This window comes from Natrialba sp. INN-245 (assembly GCF_009807105.1).
In the GTDB taxonomy this organism is placed as follows: Archaea; Halobacteriota; Halobacteria; order Halobacteriales; family Natrialbaceae; genus Natrarchaeobius; species Natrarchaeobius swarupiae.
The window spans coordinates 641,641-658,520 of the sequence record NZ_WUBV01000063.1 but is presented as its reverse complement, the minus strand read 5'-3'; the positions used below and the strand labels follow the sequence as shown (position 1 = coordinate 658,520).

At 63.6% G+C, this 16,880-nt stretch carries 18 protein-coding genes; 15 read left to right on the top strand and 3 right to left on the bottom strand.

Features of this window, described 5'->3' with window-relative positions:
* Positions 1-22 precede the first annotated feature (22 nt).
* The gene (locus GRS80_RS19740) at positions 23-220 is read right to left on the bottom strand and encodes a hypothetical protein (RefSeq protein WP_149082734.1); all 198 of its coding nucleotides are present in this window, start codon (positions 218-220) and stop codon (positions 23-25) included.
* A gap of 225 nt (positions 221-445) precedes the next feature.
* Here GRS80_RS19740 and GRS80_RS19735 point away from each other — a divergent pair, with 225 nt between their 5' ends.
* The 6 genes from GRS80_RS19735 to GRS80_RS19710 all read left to right on the top strand — a co-directional run bounded on the left by GRS80_RS19735 (position 446) and on the right by GRS80_RS19710 (position 8,072).
* On the top strand, positions 446-754 hold the full coding sequence (locus tag GRS80_RS19735; protein WP_149082733.1) for a non-histone chromosomal MC1 family protein: 309 nt from the start codon (positions 446-448) through the stop codon (positions 752-754).
* A gap of 260 nt (positions 755-1,014) precedes the next feature.
* Entirely contained in the window at positions 1,015-1,833 is an 819-nt protein-coding gene (pheA, locus tag GRS80_RS19730; protein ID WP_160049023.1) for a prephenate dehydratase, read from the top strand.
* Between the two features lie 81 nt (positions 1,834-1,914).
* Entirely contained in the window at positions 1,915-2,370 is a 456-nt protein-coding gene (locus tag GRS80_RS19725) for a peroxiredoxin (RefSeq protein ID WP_160049022.1), read from the top strand.
* A 140-nt stretch (positions 2,371-2,510) separates the two neighbouring features.
* The gene (locus tag GRS80_RS19720; RefSeq protein WP_160049021.1) at positions 2,511-2,930 is read left to right on the top strand and encodes an Hsp20/alpha crystallin family protein; all 420 of its coding nucleotides are present in this window, start codon (positions 2,511-2,513) and stop codon (positions 2,928-2,930) included.
* Between the two features lie 137 nt (positions 2,931-3,067).
* Positions 3,068-5,944: a leucine--tRNA ligase gene (leuS, locus tag GRS80_RS19715; RefSeq protein ID WP_160049020.1), complete on the top strand. Its 2,877-nt coding sequence runs from the start codon at positions 3,068-3,070 to the stop codon at positions 5,942-5,944.
* Positions 5,945-6,104: 160 nt separating this feature from the next.
* Complete coding sequence (locus GRS80_RS19710; protein WP_343161669.1) at positions 6,105-8,072, top strand: PAS domain S-box protein; 1,968 nt, start codon at positions 6,105-6,107, stop codon at positions 8,070-8,072.
* On the opposite strand, the gene GRS80_RS20890 is transcribed toward GRS80_RS19710, so the two are convergent.
* Positions 8,014-8,244, bottom strand: a complete 231-nt coding sequence (locus GRS80_RS20890) for a hypothetical protein (RefSeq protein ID WP_235019790.1) — start codon at positions 8,242-8,244, stop codon at positions 8,014-8,016. The two genes, GRS80_RS19710 and GRS80_RS20890, sit on opposite strands and share 59 nt — an antisense overlap.
* A gap of 307 nt (positions 8,245-8,551) precedes the next feature.
* On the opposite strand from GRS80_RS20890, the gene GRS80_RS19700 reads away from it, so the two are divergent.
* Together GRS80_RS19700 and GRS80_RS19695 are read left to right on the top strand one after the other, a co-directional pair.
* Positions 8,552-8,830: a hypothetical protein gene (locus GRS80_RS19700; protein WP_160049019.1), complete on the top strand. Its 279-nt coding sequence runs from the start codon at positions 8,552-8,554 to the stop codon at positions 8,828-8,830.
* Positions 8,827-9,267 carry a PIN domain-containing protein gene (locus tag GRS80_RS19695; RefSeq protein ID WP_160049018.1) on the top strand — a complete coding sequence of 147 codons (441 nt, stop codon included), beginning with the start codon at positions 8,827-8,829 and terminating at the stop codon, positions 9,265-9,267. The genes GRS80_RS19700 and GRS80_RS19695 overlap by 4 nt, the downstream gene beginning before the upstream one ends.
* Before the next feature lie 10 nt (positions 9,268-9,277).
* On the opposite strand, the gene GRS80_RS19690 is transcribed toward GRS80_RS19695, so the two are convergent.
* Complete coding sequence (locus tag GRS80_RS19690; RefSeq protein ID WP_160049017.1) at positions 9,278-11,488, bottom strand: (Fe-S)-binding protein; 2,211 nt, start codon at positions 11,486-11,488, stop codon at positions 9,278-9,280.
* A gap of 178 nt (positions 11,489-11,666) precedes the next feature.
* On the opposite strand from GRS80_RS19690, the gene GRS80_RS19685 reads away from it, so the two are divergent.
* The 7 genes from GRS80_RS19685 (at position 11,667) to GRS80_RS19655 (ending at position 16,774) form a co-directional block, all read left to right on the top strand.
* Positions 11,667-12,257, top strand: coding sequence for a conditioned medium-induced protein 4 (locus tag GRS80_RS19685; protein WP_160049016.1), 591 nt, complete (start codon positions 11,667-11,669; stop codon positions 12,255-12,257).
* 67 nt (positions 12,258-12,324) lie between these two features.
* Complete coding sequence (locus tag GRS80_RS19680) at positions 12,325-13,011, top strand: hypothetical protein (RefSeq protein WP_343161668.1); 687 nt, start codon at positions 12,325-12,327, stop codon at positions 13,009-13,011.
* Between the two features lie 74 nt (positions 13,012-13,085).
* Positions 13,086-13,898 carry a tetratricopeptide repeat protein gene (locus GRS80_RS19675; RefSeq protein ID WP_160049014.1) on the top strand — a complete coding sequence of 271 codons (813 nt, stop codon included), beginning with the start codon at positions 13,086-13,088 and terminating at the stop codon, positions 13,896-13,898.
* Positions 13,899-13,900: 2 nt separating this feature from the next.
* Positions 13,901-14,194 (top strand): DUF424 family protein, encoded by a 294-nt coding sequence (locus GRS80_RS19670; RefSeq protein ID WP_149079463.1) that lies wholly within the window; start codon positions 13,901-13,903, stop codon positions 14,192-14,194.
* Positions 14,195-14,267: 73 nt separating this feature from the next.
* Positions 14,268-15,512 carry a cysteine desulfurase gene (locus tag GRS80_RS19665; RefSeq protein WP_160049013.1) on the top strand — a complete coding sequence of 415 codons (1,245 nt, stop codon included), beginning with the start codon at positions 14,268-14,270 and terminating at the stop codon, positions 15,510-15,512.
* Between the two features lie 218 nt (positions 15,513-15,730).
* Positions 15,731-16,363, top strand: a complete 633-nt coding sequence (locus GRS80_RS19660) for an HD domain-containing protein (protein ID WP_160049012.1) — start codon at positions 15,731-15,733, stop codon at positions 16,361-16,363.
* Between the two features lie 87 nt (positions 16,364-16,450).
* Positions 16,451-16,774, top strand: a complete 324-nt coding sequence (locus GRS80_RS19655; RefSeq protein WP_235019789.1) for a hypothetical protein — start codon at positions 16,451-16,453, stop codon at positions 16,772-16,774.
* Positions 16,775-16,880: the final 106 nt, after the last annotated feature.

The window sequence follows — 16,880 nt, the reverse complement described above, 5'->3', positions numbered from 1 at the left end:
CCGCAGAGCAAAACTTCGTTCCTTAGAATTCGTGTTCGACGTCGTCTCCGTCGGCTTTCTGGATAATGATCTTGCCGTCCCGGACCCGGACGAAAACCTCGTCGCCGATGTCCATCCCCGCGACTGCGAGTTCGTCCTCGTGGAGGTTGAGGTGGACGTTGTGATAGTTGCCGTCTTCGTCTTTCGCACCGCTTGGACTCAGCTTCTTTTTCCGTACCATCGCGGGATTCTATGACGAACTTCGCCGTAGGATATACTTAAGTGTTTTCTACGATCGAACGGACAAGTGCCACGGACAACCAGTACGCACGGAATCGGGACGGAAAATACTGATACTGCGGTGGAATAGCGAACTGGGCCTACTTAAATATACCGACGCTGTCGGTCGGTTTTCGGGGATATCTTTATGTCAGGTCGTGTGCTGGATTGACACGGAGGTAAAACCATGGTACGCGAAGACGGTAAGCGAAACTTTGCACTGCGGGAATCGAACGGGGACGAGTCGAGTGTCTTCTCGGGAAACACACCACGACAGGCGGCGCTGAAAGCCGCCCGGCGGCTCGAGCCGGGTTCCAGCGAGGATGCAGCTGACCGCGTCGAACTCAAGCTCCGCGAGAAAGGGACGGACAAGGTCCATATCTACGACGGGTGGGCCTGGGAGGAGACCGCACCCGACGACAAACCCGACTGGATGCCAAGCGAGATCACGGAGGCGAACGTCTCCAAGAAAGGTATCGAACACCTGGACGAGTAATCTACGATCGCGTGCGTTTTGCGAGTTGAGGGCCGATTCGTTTCGTCGTCGGACCGTGGAGCGTCGGTAGAAACGTTCGCATGAAGCCGTGGCTGTGGTCGGAACCGCCTCGGTACAGAACGTTCCGGTCTGCCGGGATATCTGGCAGTCCAGGGGTTAGCTATCGAGTGTATGCGTATTCCATTAGCGGCGAATACCTCACGAGTCCGTATGAGTCGAAACCCACGCGTTTTTGACGCTCTCGACCCAACTGCGAGGTGATGGCCGCAGTCACACTCGGACCCGAAGGGACCTACTCCCACCGGGCGACGCGCGCGATCGCCGACGCCGAAGAGATCGACTTCCGACAGTCGGTCACGTCGATCGTCGACGCCGTCGCTGGCGGGGAGTACGATCGTGGCGTGATTCCGATCGAAAACAGCATCGAGGGAAGCGTCACCGAGAGCCTCGACGCGCTCGCTGAGTACGACGTCGCCGTCGTCCGCGAGATCGTCACGCCGATCAGACACGCCCTACTCGCCCAGAGCAAGGGGTTCGAGACGATCGCCAGTCACTCCCAGGCGCTCGCCCAGTGTCGGAGCTACCTCGAGTCCGAGTACCCCGACGTCGCCCTCGAGGCCGTCGCCAGCACGGCACAGGGCGTCGAGTTCGCCCGCGAGGACCCCTCCGTCGCGGGCATCGGCCACCCGGCGAACGCCGAGAACGGAAACGCCCTCGAGGTCCTCGCCGAGGACATCCAGGACCAGGACTCGAACGCGACCCGGTTTTTCGCCATCGCACCTGTCGAGGATCGCTCGACTGGTGGTGGCAAGACGACGCTCGTCGCCTACCCGAACGCGAACTACCCCGGACTGTTGCTCGAGTTGCTCGAGCCCTTCGCCGACCGGGACATCAACATGACCCGCGTCGAGTCGCGTCCGAGCGGACGGCGTCTCGGCGACTACGTCTTCCACATCGACCTCGAGGCCGGTCTCTACGAGTCCCGAACGATCGAGGCGATCGAGGAGATCGAAGGACTCTCCGAGGACGGCTGGGTTCGCCGACTCGGCTCCTACGATACCGAACACGTCGTCGACTGATCGAGACGGGTCGCCAACCGAACCGGTCCGGCCGGCAACTCGAGCCCCAACCGTTTTATCGCTGTCTGGCGGTGTCCCGGTATGGCACTCGCTTCGGGCGACGACGCGCCGACCGTAACGGCACCGAACCAGGACGGCGAGGAGGTAACCCTCTCGTTCGAGGAGCCGACGGTCCTGTACTTCTACCCCCGCGACGAGACGCCGGGTTGTACGACCGAAGCCGCTCAGTTCCAGCGCGAACTCGAGAGCTACCGGGACGCCGGAGTAGCGGTCTACGGCGTCTCCACGGACGACGTGGAGTCTCACCGATCGTTTTCCGAGGCCGAGGGCCTCGAGTTCGACCTGCTCGCGGATCCCGACGCCGAACTCGCCACGGCGTTCGACGTCGACGTGCGAGACGGCGCGGCCGCGCGGACGACCTTTTTCCTCGCCGACGGGGAAGTTCACGCCGCCTACGAGGACGTCGACCCGGACGGTCACGCCCGGGAGGTCCTCCGCGAGGCGTTCGAGGAAGGGGTCGTCTCGTCACCGGAGTAGGCGATCGAATCGGGCGGACCTGTCTCGGGAGATGAAGGCGGGTCCGTCGCTGGAGATAAAACCCGTCCGTGAACCGAACAGTCCGTTCTGTCGTTCGAGTGCGGGCAGAATTTATCCCCCTCGAGGTCGTAGCTATAGCTATGCGAGGAAACCCGTTCGACGAACTCGAGGAGATGCTCGATCGGCTCAGCCGGCAGGTCGGGGAGGGGATGACCAGCGGCGGACTGCAGGTGCCGGGATCGGTTCCCGTCGACGTCGCCGACGCGGGCGAGGAGTACATCGTCACCGCGGACCTCCCCGGCTACGAGACCGACGACATCTCGTTGACGCTCTCGGAAGGAACGCTTCGACTCGAGGCGATGCGCACTCACGAGACAGAGTACGCAGAAGGGCAGTACATCCGGCGTGAGCGCACGCACAAGACGGCAAACCGACGCATTCGACTGCCCGAGCCGGTCGAAGAGGACGAGGTCTCGGCAGGCTACGAAAACGGCGTTTTGACGATTCAGCTCCCGAAAGTCGACAGCGGCGAGGAGTCGAGACAGATCGACATCGAGTGATCGGCCGGGCGTGGTGACGTCCCTGATCGGGTTCGGGCGACCCCCGCGAGTGGCCGCGGATCTGGACAGCGGCGTCGTCGCGCGCAGTTCGGCCCGATGTGGTAGTGCTTTTACCCCATCCGACACTACGGGGAGCCATGAGCTACGACCCGCAGGAACTCGAGGCCGAGTGGCGCAGTCGCTGGGCCGAATCGGGGCGGTACGAGGCTGACCCCGACGGGCGAGACCCAGACGATTCCACGTTCGTGACGGTTCCGTACCCGTATCCGAGCGGCGGGATGCATATCGGACACGCCAGGACGTACACCGTTCCGGACGTCTACGCACGGTATCGCCGCCAGCAAGGCGACAACGTTCTCTTTCCGATCGGCTGGCACGTCACCGGCACGCCGATCATCGGTGCCGTCGAGCGCCTCAAGAAAGGCGAGGAGGATCAGCTGTCGGTGCTGCGGGACACGTACAACGTCTCCGAGGACACCCTCGCCGACCTCGAGACGCCGATGGGCTACGCCCGCCACTTCATCGAGGAACACTACAAGCGCGGGATGCAGCAGTTGGGGCTGTCGATCGACTGGCGACGGGAGTTTACGACGAACGACGAGCGCTACTCGAAGTTCATCACCTGGCAGTACGAAACCCTGAAAGAGCGGGGGCTGCTCGAAAAGGGCCTACACCCGGTCAAGTACTGCACCGAACAGGAGAACCCGGTGACGACCCACGACTTACTCGAGGGCGAGGACGTCGAGTACCAGGAGTACACGCTCGTCAAATTCGAGTCCGGCGAGACGGTGTTCCCCATGGCGACGCTCCGACCCGAGACCGTCCGCGGGGTCACGAACGCCTACATCGATCCCGAGGGCGAGTACGTCGAGGCGACGGTCGACGGCGAACGGTGGGTCGTCTCCGTCGAGGCCGTCGAGAAACTCGAGTTACAGGACCACGAGATCGCGGTCGAACGCGAGGTCGCGGGCGAGGAGTACGTCGGTGAGTCGGTGACGAACCCGATCACCGGCGACGAGGTGCTCGTCCTCCCGGCGTCGTTCGTCGACCCCGACAGCGGGACGGGCGTCGTGATGTCCGTGCCGGCCCACAGCCCGGACGACTACCTCGCGCTCGAGGTGGCGAAAGCCGATCCCGAGCGACTGCGCGAGTACGGCATCGATCCGGCCGACGTCGAGGCCATCGAGCCGGTTCCGATCCTCTCGATCGACGACTACGGCGAGGTTCCGGCGAAAGACGCCGTCGACTCCCACGGCATCGACTCCGCAGACGACCCCGACCTGAAAGCGGTCACCCAGGAAGTCTACAACCGCGAGTTCCACCAGGGCGTCTTGAACGAGGAGTACGGCGAGTTCGCCGGCGAGGTCGTCGAGGACGTCCGTGAGGAGCTGAAAGCTCACTTCCAGGAGCAAGGCGAGTTCGCGGCGATGTACGACTTCCCCGAGCCCGTGATCTCGCGGGCCGGCGGGAAGGTCGTCGTCGCCGAACAGGAGACGTGGTTCCTGCGGTACAACGACGAAGAGTGGCAAGCGAAGACCCTCGAGGCGGTCGAGAACCTCGAGGCGATTCCCGAGACGACTCGCGAGCAGTACACCCACACCGTCGACTGGCTCGAGGAGTGGCCCTGCATCCGCAACTACGGCCTCGGGACGCGACTGCCGTGGGACGACGAGTTCGTCATCGAACCCCTGTCGGACTCGACGATCTACATGGCCTACTACACCATCGCTCACCGACTCGCGGACGTCCCGCCCGAGGCGATGGACAGGGCGTTCTTCGACACCCTGTTTTACGGCCCCGAGGCCGCGGACGACCCCGACGAGCGCGCACTCGAGTTACGCGAGGAGTGGGAGTACTGGTACCCCGTCGACTTCCGGTGTTCGGCGAACGACCTGATCTCGAATCACCTCACCTTTTTCCTCTATCACCACGCCGAGCTGTTCGAGAAGTCGGAGTGGCCCCAGGGGATCACCAGCATGGGCATGGGCCTCCTCGAGGGCGAGAAGATGAGCTCCTCGAAGGGCCACGTCGTCCTCCCCGACGAGGCCATCGACGAGTACGGCGCCGACACCGTACGCTTTTTCCTGCTCAACAGCTCCGAGCCCTGGCAGGACTTCGACTGGCGCGCCGAGGAGGTCGGCTCGACGCGCGATCAGTTAGCGCGGTTTTGGAACCGTTCGATGGAGATCGTCGACGCCCCCGAGGGGGAGAGAGATCTCGAGACGATCGACCGCTGGTTGCTCGCCAAGTTACAGGAGACCGTGCGTTCGGTGACCGACGCGATGGACCGCTTCGAGACCCGAACCGCGAGCCAGGAGGCGTTCTACGGCTTCGAGGAGTATCTCAAGTGGTACCGCCGCCGCGCCGACCTCGAGCGGCCGGGCGCCCAGTGGACGTTGCGAACGGTCCTCGAGACCCGCCTGCGACTGCTCGCGCCGTTCGTCCCGTTCCTGGCGAACGAACTCCACGAGCGTCTGACCGGCGAGCCGGCGGAGGACGTTCCGTGGCCCGAACCCGTTCCGGAGTTCGAGGACTCGACGATCGTCGTCCAGGAAGGACTGGTCGAAGACGTCCTCGAAGACGTTCGCGACATCGTCGACGTCACCGACACCGATCCGGAGACGGTCCGACTCTACGTCGCCGCCGACTGGAAACGCGACGTCCTCGAGACCGTCATCGACGTCGGCCCGAACCAGGGCCAGGTGATGGGCGAGGTCATGCAAAACGAGCAGCTACGCGAGAAAGGCGACGCCGTCAACGCGCTCGTCGGTGACCTCGTCTCGTTCGTCCGCGAGCGTGACGACGAGACCCTCGAGACGCTCGCGTCGGTCGACGAGCTGTCGGTCTACGAGGAGGCCGCCCCGTTCCTCGCCCGGGAGTTCGACGCCGACGTCGCGGTCTACGCCGAGAACGCGGCGAAACGCGCGGCGGAAGAAGCGGGCGGCAAGCTGGTCGATCCGGAGGGGAAGGCGAGCCAGGCCGAGCCGTTCCGCCCGGCGATCCACCTCGAGTAAACTACCCAACCCGACCCGTTCTCTAACTCTCTTTGGCGTTTTCCAGCCAGCAGGAGGGTCGTCGATTCCACCAGTGATAGCTCGAATCACCGACAATCCGATTCGCCGGGCGTGAACGAGCCACGGCCGAACTTATTATGGTTCGTCGACTAACCGACCCGTGACTCGTTCCGACGGCCCACCCGCGAGCCGGGATGACGCTCCCCGTACCCCGGAGCCCCCGTCTCGAGGAGACATTGCCACCCTCCTGCTCTCGGCGACGGGCGAGATCCTCGGGGTAACCGAATCCGTTACCGAGCGGACGGGGTATTCGGCGGAAGATCTCCGCGGAACGCCGCTCGCGTCCATTCTCTTGGACGTTCCCGACGCACTCGAGGCGGTAACCGACCGTGGCGTCGGAAACGACGGAGACGCCGGAGTTACACCGACGTCGTGTTCGCTCGCGATTCGGACCGCCGACGGCGACGTCGCCGCGTTCGACGGGCGACTCGAGCGCCTCCCGCGTGACGGAACGGACGACGTGGTCGTCGGAACGCTCCACTGGCGGCCACGGTCCCGAGCCGGCGGTGAGACGGTTCCAGAACGAGACGAAGAGACGACTTCGAACCCGGGATGGCAGGCCCAGAACGACGAGGTGGCACCTCCGAAGACGTTCGTCGCCCTCGCCGACGCTCTTCAGGACGGGATCATCGTCCTCGATACGGACAGCGAGATCCAGTACGCGAACCCGGCCGTCGAACGGATTCTCGGCTACGGGCCCCGGGACCTCGTCGGCGAAAGCAAACTCAGTGTCATCCCCGAGCGCCTCCAGGAACAGCACCTGAACGCGTTGAATCGGTACCTCGAGACGGGCGAGCGAAACATCGACTGGGAGTACGTCGAACTGCCGGGCCAACACGAGGACGGACACGAGGTCCCACTCGGCATCTCGTTGAACGACTTCGTCTTCGACGACGAGCGCTACTTCGTCGGCCTGTTCCGGGACATCACACCCCGACAGGAAGCCGAGCGAGCGCTCCGCGAGCGCGAGCGACAGCTCGAGGAGTACCGGGAGTACACCGACGACATCCTGAACGCGATCGACGACGTGTTCTACGTCCTCGATTCGGCGGGGAAGCTAAAACGGTGGAACCACCGTCTCTGTGAGGTGGCCGGCTACAGTGACGAGGAGATCGCGTCGATGCACGCACTCGAGTTCTTCGAAGAACGCGAGCACGAAGCGATCGCGAACGCGATCCAGACCGGGTTCGACGCGGGAAGCGCACGCGTCGAGGCCACGGTGGTGACGAAAGACGGTGAGACCATCCCGTACGAGTTCGTCGCGGCCTCGCTCGAGGACCCCGACGGAAACCTCGTGCTTGCGGGGATCGGACGGGACATTACGACGCGAATCGAACAGCGACAGGAACTCGAGGAGTCGAACGAACGCTTAGAGCAGTTCGCCTACGCCGCCTCTCACGACCTGCAAGAGCCGCTTCGGATGGTCACCAGCTATCTCCAGCTCATCGAGGGGCGATACGCCGACGAACTCGACGACGACGCCGAGGAGTTTCTCGAGTTCGCCGTCGACGGCGCAGAGCGGATGCGCGAGATGATCGACGGCCTGCTCGCGTACTCGCGAGTCGACACGCAAGGCGATTCGTTCGAGCCGATCGACCTCGATGCCGTCCTCGAGGACGTTCTGGACGACCTCCAGTTGAAGGTCGACGCGTCCGGCGCTGCAATCGACGCCGAGCCGTTGCCCCAGGTCCTCGGCGATCGAAGTCAGCTCCGGCAAGTGATCCAGAACCTCCTGTCGAACGCGATCGAGTACAGCGGCGACGAACCGCCGACGATCGAGATCACGGCCGAGCGAGACGGCGACGAGTGGCGGATCACGGTCGACGACGACGGGATCGGGATCGATCCGTCCAAAACCGACCGCATCTTCCAGGTGTTCCAGCGGCTTCACATGGCCGACGAACACGACGGAACCGGGATCGGGCTCGCACTAACCCGACGGATCGTCGAACGCCACGGCGGGCGGATCTGGGTCGACTCCGAACCCGACGGCGGCTCGACGTTTTTCGTCACACTCCCGGCCACGAGTTCCCTCGAGTCGCCCAGCCCACGACGGTCCAGCCGGTGAGCGCCGTCGCGACGACGGCCGCTCGGTTCGACTGCTCGTACACCGTCACCTCGCGCCCGTTCTCGACGGTGTAGGTCTCGACGACCTCGAGCAACTCGGCCGACTCGAGTTTTTCGACGTAGTGGCCGGCTTCTGGAGGCTCGTCTCGAGTTCGTCCACGCGGAGGCGGCACACGAGGCGGCCGGCGACTCGATTCATAGCGCCACCTCGAGCGCCACTCACAAAGAGAGTCCGGGAACTGAAACGGTCATTTAAGGCGATACGATGACGGGAGGTCTGGGCGGGTTTACAGGCGACCACACGGGTGTTTCGTACGGATTGCTGTCCGAGTGTACCGGCGCAACCGCAACCCGTGAGACGGTTGCGTCGGAACTGACTGACAGTAAATCGTATCACACCCACAGATGGGCGGACGGTCCGAGCACCACCTCGTCGATTCTAGCAGAATAGTTTTCCTGGTAGAGAGTTCTACTACAGATATGAGCATCTCGATCAAGGTGACGGACGTGACGAAATCCCGCCTCGAGGAACTACAGGCCGAAATTCGCCTGGAGACGGGGCGAAGCGTGACTCAACAGGAGTTGCTCGAGCGGATCGTCACGGACAGCTACGAGTCGAAAGGCGAACTGATCGACTCGTTTCGCGACGAGTTCGAGCCGCTCTCCGAGGAGGAGATCGACCGGTGGCTCTCGGGCACCACCGATTCCGGCGTCGAGACGAGAGAGGAAGACATCGACGACGTCCTCTACGGCGAATGACGATATTCATCGATACCGGCGTCTTCTTTGCCCACCACGATCGAGCGGCGGCGAGACACGAGGCGGCGTCGACCGCGATGCAAGCCGTTCTCGAGGGAGAGTTTGGACAACCCTATACGAGCGACTACGTCGTCGACGAGGCGATAACGCTCACTCGGAAACGAACCGGCAACTACGAGGATGCGTGGGAGATCGGGCGGCGAATCCTCGGCCGCGGTCGATATCCGGACCGAATCGAACTGTTGTCGATCACACCGGACCTGTTCGAGGATACACTCGATACGTTCGAAACGTACGACGATCACTCGCTGAGTTTCACCGACGCGAGTACGATCGCCGCCGTCGAACGGAACGATCTCGATGCCGTTCTCAGTTTCGACGACGGTTTCGACGGAGTCGTCGAACGAATCGATCCGACGACAGTAGCGAATCGGTAGCTCGAGACGGTCAGTCCCCGGTGACCTCGAGGTTCGCCTCCGCTTGGGCCCCGATCGCCTCGACGACGAGTTCGGCGACGTCGACGATCTCGAGGTCGTCCTCGAAGTCGCCGGTTTTCCGGCCGTCCTCGTACATCGTCATGCACATCGGGCAGGCGACGACGAACTTTTCGACTGCGCCGCCAGCGTCGGTGTCACAGAGTGCCTCACGCAATCGCTCCTCGCTGGGTTTGGGTTCCTCGTCGAACTCCATCCAGAGGCCGCCGCCACCGCCGCCACAACAGAAGGAATCGGCGCGGTTGCGCGGCATCTCGTAGAGGTCACAGCCGGTGGCCTCGATGAGGTCGCGTGGGGCCTCGTACTCGTCGTTGTATCGCCCGAGGTGGCAGGGATCGTGGTAGGTGACGGTGTACTCGAGTTCGTCGCCCGATAGCTCGAGTCTGCCGTCCTGGACGAGTTCTTCGACGACCTGGGTCCAGTGTTTGACGTCGATCTCGCCGTCGTCGTTCCACTGGTCGGTGTAGTCGAAGGGCATCATCGGGTCGTCGGCGAACTCCGCGAAGTCGACCTCCGGATACTCGTTCTCGAAGGTGTTGTAGGAGTGGGGGTCGGTACAGACGATCGTGTCGAACTCACACTCCTCCCAGGTTTCGACGTGATGGCCCGCGAGTTCGACGTAGAGGAACTCCTCGCCCACCCGTCGAACGTCGTTGCCGTCGTACTTCTCGTCCTCGAAAAGGATGCCGAAGCTAACGTCGGCTTCCTGTAAGATGGTCGCCAGCGAACGGGCGACCCGCTTGTTGCGGTCGTCGTAGCTGGGGTAGTCGCCGACGTACCAGAGGTAGTCGACCGTCTCTTCACGGGCGTCGGTGAGATCGAACTCGAGGTCGTCGGCCCAGTCGGCGCGATTCCGCGGGGAGTCGCCGAAGGTGTTGCCGTTTTGCATCACGTTCTGGAAGACGTCTTGCATATTCGAGTCGACATCGCCCTGATCGGTGAGCTGGCGGTTCAGCCGGGTAAACGACTGGAGATGTTCGATCTCGACCGGGCAGGCGTCCATGCAGGCCATACAGGCCATACAGGACTCCATCGTCTCCGCGTCGATGACCGAGGTTCCGCCGTCCGCGACGATCGGCTGCTCCTCGCCGCCGGCCTCGAGCGATTCGCGGTAGCGTTTGAGGTCGAGGATGACGTCGCGGGGATCGAGCGGGCGGTCGGACGCCTTGGCCGGACAGACCGACGAACAGCGCCCGCACTTGGTACAGGCGTCCTGGTCGAGCAGTTCCTTCCAGGTGAAGTCGTCGATGGACTCGGCGTTGGTCGCATCGAGATCCGCGGGAACGTTCGGCAGGCGTCGGCCCGCCTTCTCGTCGCGGGTGACGACGTTCGCGAACGAGGAGATCATGTGGAACGGCTTGGCGTAGGGGATCCAGGCGATGAAGAAAAAGGCGAGCAAGGAGTGGGACCACCAGGCCAGCCAGTGGAGGTTTTCGCCGGTGACGACGCCGGCCGAGAGGCTGACACCTGGCTCGCCCGCGAGCGGGACCCCCAGCGCCTCGAACACCATCGCAAGCCCGTAGCCGACGAAGCTGACGATCTCGTGGTCGGGCATTCCCGTCGCGTAGATGCGAAGCCCCTCGAGGAGGAAACCGCCGACGCCGAGTCCGAACAGCGTCCAGATGAAGATATCGTCCTCGCTCGAGGTGTGTCGGCCCCAGAGGCGACGGTTTCGAACCCAGTAGCGCCGGTAGATCGCCATGCCGATCCCGACGACGAACAGAAGCCCCATCGCGTCGACAATGAACTGGTAGGCCAGGTAGAAGTCGCCCTGCCAGAACGAGAGGTCCAGAAGCATCTCGGTGGCGTACTGTTCGAAGCCGATGATCAGCGTCGCGATCAGGAGGGTGAGAAAGCCCCACAGAATAAACGCGTGCATCAGCCCGCCGTAGAGATCCCTGTCGAACTGTTTCTCGTTCGAGAGGACGATCTTCGACGCGGCGACGATTCGACGCGGCAGCTCGTCGACGCGGGCGAACGGATCGTCGTCGCCATCGGCGTACCGCGCGAACCGGCGATAGACGCCGTAAAGGAAGACCAGGATCGTGATCGCGGTGAGGAGATAGAACACCGCGTATCCGGTGGAACTGATCCCCCAGTAGGTCTCCCTCGTCACCTCCGTCTGGGCAAAGGCGTTCGTCCACAGCTGCGAAACAGCGTTCATGTACGACTACGAGGGGAGGTGGAACTTAATTCTTGTCACGTGTTCGCAGACCAACTCCGACGCTGTCTTGCGAAAATAGTAAACAAATACCAAGTTCATAACCGTTGTTCGTGATCGGTTCCCAGTCGACGCTATCTGGCAACAGGCTTAAATAGCCACCCATCGGGAGTGTCCACCCATGAACGAAAAAACGGAGGAGCTCAAGAACATCTTCACCGACGTTACCGACGGGGAGGAGACCGTCACCGAGTCACAGGAGGACACCCGTGGCTCACTCGAGCGCGACGAGCAGACCGACGAAGAGCGAATTGCGAGCGTCATCGAGCAGATGCGCGAGCGATACGCATTCGAGACGCCGCTCTCGGACGAGCAACTCCGCGACGTCGCCACGGGGTTTTACGACGGCGACAGCGACGAGGAGATCGCCAGCCGGTTCGGGGTCGAGCCTGCGGAGATCTTCGAGGCGCGAATGTCGCTTCACCTCATCGCCGAGGACGACGCGGACGAGATCGACCTCACGGCGATCCGCGGCCGCGAGGAAGACGACGCGACCCTCGCCGAGGAGTACGGCGTCAGCGAGGGTCGCATCCGGCGCTACCGGCGGGTCGCCGCGGCCGAAGACGAGTCTCGGAGGGCAAACGACCGGTACCGGGACGAGTTCGACAGCCTCCTCGCGGACGCAGAACTCACCGCACGCATGACGACGGACGTCCGCGAGGACGGCCTCGAGGACGCCACCGAGGGGATGGAAACCGAGGTCGAGTTCTAGACAGTCTCACCCGAGTGGCGTCGAATTGCCCCGAGACTTTTTATCGGAACGGGCGGCCAGACCCCTCGTGACTCGATCCCTGGTCCCGTTTAGCGATCTTCGGACGGCCGCCTACTGTCCGCGGAAGTGTTACTACCGGCGAACGGCGGACGACGACCGCGAGCCGCCGCCGCGCGTCGACGCAGTTCGAGAGCTCGAGCGGCGATACGAGGAGCTGCTCGAGTCGCCACCCGGCGAGCTCGCCGCGGAACCGATCGGCGTCGCGCCCGTCCGCTACCGCGAGACGCTTTCGGCCACCAGGAACCGACTCGAGGAGGCGGGATACTGGGATCGGCTTCGGAACCCGGAGGCGCGTGACGTCCTCGCGACCGGTCGGGACTGTCGTGGGATCGTCCACAAGGTGCTCGCGGATCCGCTCGAGCCGGTGCTCGTCTCGACCGGCGAGCCGCCCGAACGCGGCGTCTGGGAGACGCAGTCGGTCCACGCCGTCGCAGCCGCCAAAGCCCTCGCCTGGGAGGAGCAGACGCGGGTCGACCGGGCCTGGCTCGAGTATCCGGCCTACGGCGTCGTTCGCTCGTTCGAGTTGACGACTCGGCGAAAAGCCCGCTACCGGCGGGCGCTTCGGACGGTTCGAGAGCTGGATGGGCCGCCGCCACGAATCAACGATCGTTCGAAATGTGACGGGTGCGAATTCGCCGGCGAGTGCGGTGTTCGAACGCGAACGTTGCGGTCGCTCCTCGGAATCGGGAAGTGAATCGTCGGACGAATGGAACAGTCGTCACTACGCGGGTCGCAGGCCTTAACAGCCCTCGTCGCCACCATCCAGTTATGACCGACCGATCGGACGATCACGACCACCGCTTCTCCGAAGGGGAGGGGTTCGACGACCCCTACGACGAGTTCGATCTGGATCCGCCGGAACTGGACGTCGACCCCTCGAAGGTCGATCCGGTCGACTCCCGGATCATCACCGATACGCTCGACGAACAGAATATCCCGTCCGACGAGGTCGACGCCGGGGAACTCCTCGACGTCGGGCTCAACTACATGGGAATCAACCGCTTCGAGCAGGCCACGGCGGCCTTCGAACGAGCCGCCCGCTTTGCCGACGACGACCGACTCGCTCAGGAAGCGTGGGTGAACAAAGGCGTCGCTCACGCCGAACTCGAGGAGTACGACGAGGCAATCGGCGCCCACCGCGAAGCGCTGTCGATCGACGACGAAAGCGAACACGCCGCGACGGCCGAAACGAACCTCGCCTACGCGCTCTGGGAGTTCGGCGAGACGGCTCAGGCCTTAGAGCACGCCGAACGCGCCGTCGAGATCGACGACCGATTCGCCGAGGGCTGGTTCAACCGGGCCTTTTTCCTCTCGGAACGGGGGCTCTCCGAGGAGGCACTGCACTGTATCGACAACGCGATCCGCCTCGGCATGCGCAACGGAAAAATCTTGGAGGAGAAAGCCCGCATCCTCGAGGACTTAGGCGAGTACGAGGAGGCCGAAGAGATCGCCGAGGAAGCAAACGAGATGCGCGAGCGAGCCGAACAGCGAGTGATGGAGCAACGAGAGGAGATGCACGGAGGGACACCCACCTCCGAGGAGGTTGACGCCGGTCCCGAGCGCGAGTGGGAACTCGAGTAACGATGTACCTCACCGAACGAGAGACGCCAGAGGGGTTGCTGGTGGCGATCTGCGACGACGACGTCCTCGGTGAGACGTTCGAGGAGGGAGAGCTATCGCTTACAGTCACCGAGGAGTTCTACGGTGGCGAATCGGCCGACGAAGCCGCGGTGGTCGACAGCTTAGCGAGGGCGACCGTCGCCAACATCGTCGGGACGCGAGCGGTCGAACTCGCCATCGACGAGGGCTTTATTCAGGCCGAGAACGTCCTCGAGGTCGACGGAACCCATCACGCACAGCTGTTGCGGATGTACTGATCGAGGCCGTCACGGAGACGATTCCTCGTGGGGACCGAAGGAGTGTTTTGTGTCGGGCCCTTGCTAGTCGCCAATGAGTCAGCAGAACCTCGAGTCGCTCGACGTCGCGGCCATCCGCGAGGAGTTCCCCATTCTCGAGCGGGAGTTCGACGGCCAACAGGTCGTCTACCTCGACAACGCGGCGACGACCCAGACGCCAGATCCCGTCGTCGACGCGATGAGCGACTACTATCGCGAGTACAACGCCAACATCCACCGCGGTATCCACCACCTGAGCCAGGAGGCCTCGATCGCCTACGAGGAAGCCCACGACCGCGTCGCCGACTTCATCGGCGCCGACGGCCGCGAGGAGGTCATCTTCACGAAGAACACGACCGAAAGCGAGAATCTGGTCGCCTACGCCTGGGGGCTGAACGAACTCGGGCCCGGCGACCGCGTCGTGCTGACGGAGATGGAACACCACGCCTCGCTCGTCACCTGGCAACAGATCGGCCACCAGACGGGTGCGGACGTCGAGTACATCCGGGTCGACGACGATGGCCGCCTCGATATGGACCACGCCCGCGAACTGATCGACGACGACGCCGCCATCGTCTCGGCGGTCCACGTCTCGAACACGCTCGGCACCGTCAACCCAGTCGCCGAACTCACCGAACTTGCCCACGAACACGACGCGCTGTCGTTCATCGACGGCGCACAGGCCGTCCCCAACCGCCCGGTCGACGTCAGCGAGATCGACGCCGACTTCTACGCCTTCTCGGGGCACAAGATGGCTGGCCCGACCGGCATCGGCGTCCTCTACGGCAAGCAGGACCTGCTCGAGGAGATGGATCCCTACCTCTACGGCGGCGGGATGATCCGCAAGGTCACCTTCGAGGAGTCGACGTGGGGCGACCTTCCCTGGAAGTTCGAACCCGGCACGCCCCCAATCGCCGAAGCCGTCGGCCTCGTCGCCGCCATCGACTGGCTCGAGGAGATCGGCATGGAGCGCATCCAGGCCCACGAGGAGGAGATCGCCCGCTACGCCTACGAGCGACTCGAGGGCGAAGGCGACATCGAGATCTATGGCCCCGAGCCCGGCCCCGACCGCGGCGGGCTGGTGAGTTTCAACGTAGAGGGCGTCCACGCCCACGATCTCGCTTCGATTATGAACGACCACACGATCGCGGTTCGGGCGGGCGATCACTGTACCCAGCCACTGCACGATCGGCTGGGCGTGGCGGCGTCGACTCGAGCCTCCTTCTACGTCTACAACACGAAATCGGAAGTCGACAAGTTGGTTGCGGCACTCGATGACGCGCGTCAGCTGTTTAGCTGAATAGTAGGGCGCTAAGCCCCCGTCCTCAAGGAGCTAGCTTTTGCTGGCGAGTAGGCAGGGGTAGTTCACGTTTGAGAAACGTTCGTCGATCTCTTGGCCCCTTCCAGTATCGGCGGCCGATAAACGCGTAGAACCCCGACGAGTTCGGCCCTCAGCAGACGTTGTCCGGCCGTCACCCGTTCGAAACGATTATCGACGCCACCCGAAAACGGAGATCCATGCTCGAGGCAGTCCGTGGTCGCGCTCGCTCGTACTTCGATGAGGCACCACCAGCCCACGACTGGCACCACGTCGAGCGCGTCGAAGCGCTCGCCGAGACGCTCTGTGAGCGCCACCCCGAACCAGTCGACGACCGGGTGGTGGAACTCGCCGTACTTCTCCACGATATCGGCCGCGAGCGCGAGGATCGCGGCGAGATCGACGATCACGCGGCGTGGGGGGCGACAGAGGCCGGCGAGATCCTCGCGGACGTCGGGGCGGGTTCGGAGACGATCGAACGAGTCCAACACTGCATCCGCGCCCACCGGTACTCGAACGCGATCGAACCCGAAACCCCGGAGGCGAAGGTGCTCTCCGACGCGGACAACCTCGACGCGCTCGGCGCGGTCGGTCTCGCCCGCGTGTTCGCCCACGGGAGCGCGATCGGGTCGCCGATCCACGATCCAGCGATCCCCCTCGCGGAAGACGAGACGACTGCTGGGCGAACGCAGTACAACCACCTCCACCGGAAGATCCTCGATCTTCCGGAACGAATGTACACCGACGTCGGCAGAGAACTCGCCGACGAGCGCGCGGCGTACGTCCGCGAGTTCGTCGCACAGTTCGACGCCGAAGTGGCGGGCGAACGGTAGGTTCGGAAACGAACGAACGCGAACGACGACGCCGCACAGCGCTTTTGAGGATCGAACGTCTACGATAGATTGCCGAGGTGAGACACGATGTACGAGAAAACCATCGGCCGTCCCGAACGCGATCCGTTCGACGCCTTGGTCGACGTGCTCACCGCGGTGAACCGGTACGATCTCCTGCTCGCGATCGTACCAGTCGTCTTCGCGGTTGCACTGGTCGGGGCGGGCGTCTTCGGCGTGTCCCTCGAGGCCGCGATGGTCGTTGCGGCCATCGTCGGAGTGGTCGTGATCGTCGACGCCTGCTACCTGAATCCTCCGACTGGCCAGGGGTCGACGGAGAGGTCGTACCGACCATCAACCGTTCGACGCACCGAGAGAGTCTCCGATACGGGCGACGACGATCGCCGCCAGTAACCGAAGCGAACCGGTTTCGTAACCGATCATCGTCACACATTTTTCACGATCGTTCGTCGACGTAACCGATCGTGGTAACGGGTTGGGATCGTTCCCCGGAACCCTT

Bases quoted from the DNA above. Each gene is read 5' to 3' on its own strand.
- GRS80_RS19740 (WP_149082734.1), bottom strand. From the start codon at position 220: ATGGTACGGAAAAAGAAGCTGAGTCCAAGCGGTGCGAAAGACGAAGAC.
- GRS80_RS19735 (WP_149082733.1), top strand. From the start codon at position 446: ATGGTACGCGAAGACGGTAAGCGAAACTTTGCACTGCGGGAATCGAAC.
- pheA (WP_160049023.1), top strand. From the start codon at position 1,015: ATGGCCGCAGTCACACTCGGACCCGAAGGGACCTACTCCCACCGGGCG.
- GRS80_RS19725 (WP_160049022.1), top strand. From the start codon at position 1,915: ATGGCACTCGCTTCGGGCGACGACGCGCCGACCGTAACGGCACCGAAC.
- GRS80_RS19720 (WP_160049021.1), top strand. From the start codon at position 2,511: ATGCGAGGAAACCCGTTCGACGAACTCGAGGAGATGCTCGATCGGCTC.
- leuS (WP_160049020.1), top strand. From the start codon at position 3,068: ATGAGCTACGACCCGCAGGAACTCGAGGCCGAGTGGCGCAGTCGCTGG.
- GRS80_RS19700 (WP_160049019.1), top strand. From the start codon at position 8,552: ATGAGCATCTCGATCAAGGTGACGGACGTGACGAAATCCCGCCTCGAG.
- GRS80_RS19695 (WP_160049018.1), top strand. From the start codon at position 8,827: ATGACGATATTCATCGATACCGGCGTCTTCTTTGCCCACCACGATCGA.
- GRS80_RS19690 (WP_160049017.1), bottom strand. From the start codon at position 11,488: ATGAACGCTGTTTCGCAGCTGTGGACGAACGCCTTTGCCCAGACGGAG.
- GRS80_RS19685 (WP_160049016.1), top strand. From the start codon at position 11,667: ATGAACGAAAAAACGGAGGAGCTCAAGAACATCTTCACCGACGTTACC.
- GRS80_RS19675 (WP_160049014.1), top strand. From the start codon at position 13,086: ATGACCGACCGATCGGACGATCACGACCACCGCTTCTCCGAAGGGGAG.
- GRS80_RS19670 (WP_149079463.1), top strand. From the start codon at position 13,901: ATGTACCTCACCGAACGAGAGACGCCAGAGGGGTTGCTGGTGGCGATC.
- GRS80_RS19665 (WP_160049013.1), top strand. From the start codon at position 14,268: ATGAGTCAGCAGAACCTCGAGTCGCTCGACGTCGCGGCCATCCGCGAG.
- GRS80_RS19660 (WP_160049012.1), top strand. From the start codon at position 15,731: ATGCTCGAGGCAGTCCGTGGTCGCGCTCGCTCGTACTTCGATGAGGCA.
- GRS80_RS19655 (WP_235019789.1), top strand. From the start codon at position 16,451: ATGTACGAGAAAACCATCGGCCGTCCCGAACGCGATCCGTTCGACGCC.